The organism is Streptomyces phytophilus (assembly GCF_013870535.1).
In the GTDB taxonomy this organism is placed as follows: Bacteria; Actinomycetota; Actinomycetes; order Streptomycetales; family Streptomycetaceae; genus Streptomyces; species Streptomyces phytophilus.
The window spans coordinates 1-1,733 of record NZ_JACBXC010001254.1; the positions used below are offsets into that span (position 1 = coordinate 1).

Genomic DNA, 1,733 nt, shown 5'->3' on the forward strand with positions numbered 1-1,733 from the left:
CCAGCGCGAAGCCGCCGCCCAGGCGGCGGGCGATCAGCACGTACAGCAGCACCGCGGGCGCCGAGTAGATGATCGAGAAGGCCGCCAGCTCCCCGTAGACCACAGAACCCATGTTGCCGAAGAGCTCGAAGATCGAGACGGAGGCCGGCATCTGGTCCGGGCTGAGCAGGAGCATGAACGGGACGAAGAAGTTCCCCCACATCATGATGAACGAGAAGACGGTCACCACCGTGACCCCCGGGCCCATCAGCGGCAGGATGACCCGCACCAGCGCCTGCATCGACGACGCGCCGTCCGTCCAGGCCGCCTCCTCCAGCACCTTCGGCACGCCGTCCATGAAGTTCTTCATCAGCCAGATCGCGAACGGCAGTTGCGAGCTGGCCAGGAAGAACGCCGTGCCGGACATCGTGTCGATGAGGTTGATCTGCACGAACAGCCCGTAGACCGGCACCATGATGGCGGTGATCGGCAGGCTGGTGGTGAAGAGGATCGTCAGCATGAACGGGCGGTTCAGCCGCGAGCGGTAGCGCGACAGCGGGTACGCCGCCAGCGCCGCCGCGACGACCGTGATGGCCGTCGCCGAGCCGCACAGGATCAGGCTGTTGAGCAGCGGGCGGAAGCTGATGTCGGTGGTCATCACCGCGTCGAAGTTGTCCCAGGTGACGTCCGTCGGCGGCCGGGCGGTCAGGCCCGAGTCCGCGTCGACGGACGCGAAGAGCAGCCAGGCCAGCGGCAGGACGAACGCCAGCGCGGCCACCAGCAGGGCCAGGTTGGCGGCCACCCGCCGGCCGTGCCTGCGCGCCCCGAGCGTGCCGGCCAGGCCGCGCCGGCGGGGCGGCGGGGAGCCCGGCGGCGGGTTGTCGCGGGTGAGCGTGGACGTGGGCATCGGCTCATACCTCCGTACGCAGCATCCGCATGTACACCAGCGAGAACAGGGCGCCCACCAGCAGCAGGAGCAGGGCCACCGCCGTGCCGTAGCCGAGCAGGTTGTTCTTGAACGCCTGCTCGTACATGAACAGCGGCAGCGTCTGGCTGCGGTCGCCCGGCCCGCCGCGGGTCATCGCCCAGATCAGCCCGAAGACCGAGAGGGTCTGCAGGGTGTTGAGCATCAGGTTGGTGGCGATCGAGCGCCGGATCATCGGCAGGGTGACGTGCCACAGCTTCCGCCAGCCGCCCGCGCCGTCCACCTCCGCCGCCTCGGTGATCTCCTTCGGGATCTCGGAGAGCGCGGCGGAGTAGACGAGCATCGAGAACGCCGTGCCGCGCCAGATGTTGGCGAACGACACGGCCAGGATCGGCAGCGTGTACAGCCAGTTCTGGCTGGGCAGGTGGAGCCAGTCGAGTACGGAGTTGAGGGTGCCCTCGCGGCGGAAGAAGGCGTAGAGCAGGAAGCCGGCGACGACCTCGGGCACCACCCAGGCGGTGATGACGATGGCGCCGGTGACGGTGCGCACCGTCTTCGAGGCCCGCTGCATCAGGGACGCGAGGGCGAGCCCGAGCGTGTTCTGGCCGACGATCGACGACAGGAGCGTGAACACCAGCGTCAGCCAGACGGCGTTGATGAAGCCCTCGTCGCCGAAGGCCGTACGGAAGTTCTCCAGGCCGACGAACGACGACTCTGCCTGGCCCGACAGCTGCAGGTCGGTGAAGGCGATCCACACGCAGTACGCGATGGGGCCGGCCAGGAACAGCAGCATCAGGACGACGGAGGGACCCACGGGCAGCGCGCGCAG

General features: G+C 68.7%; 2 protein-coding genes. Both read right to left on the bottom strand.

Annotated features, from left to right (window positions below; all coding sequences use genetic code 11):
* Positions 1–886: carbohydrate ABC transporter permease (locus H5J30_RS31330; protein WP_258563623.1), on the bottom strand; the 886-nt coding region annotated here is incomplete at its 3' end.
* A 4-nt stretch (positions 887–890) separates the two neighbouring features.
* The coding region (locus tag H5J30_RS31335; protein WP_258563624.1) for a carbohydrate ABC transporter permease at positions 891–1,733 on the bottom strand (843 nt) is incomplete at its 5' end.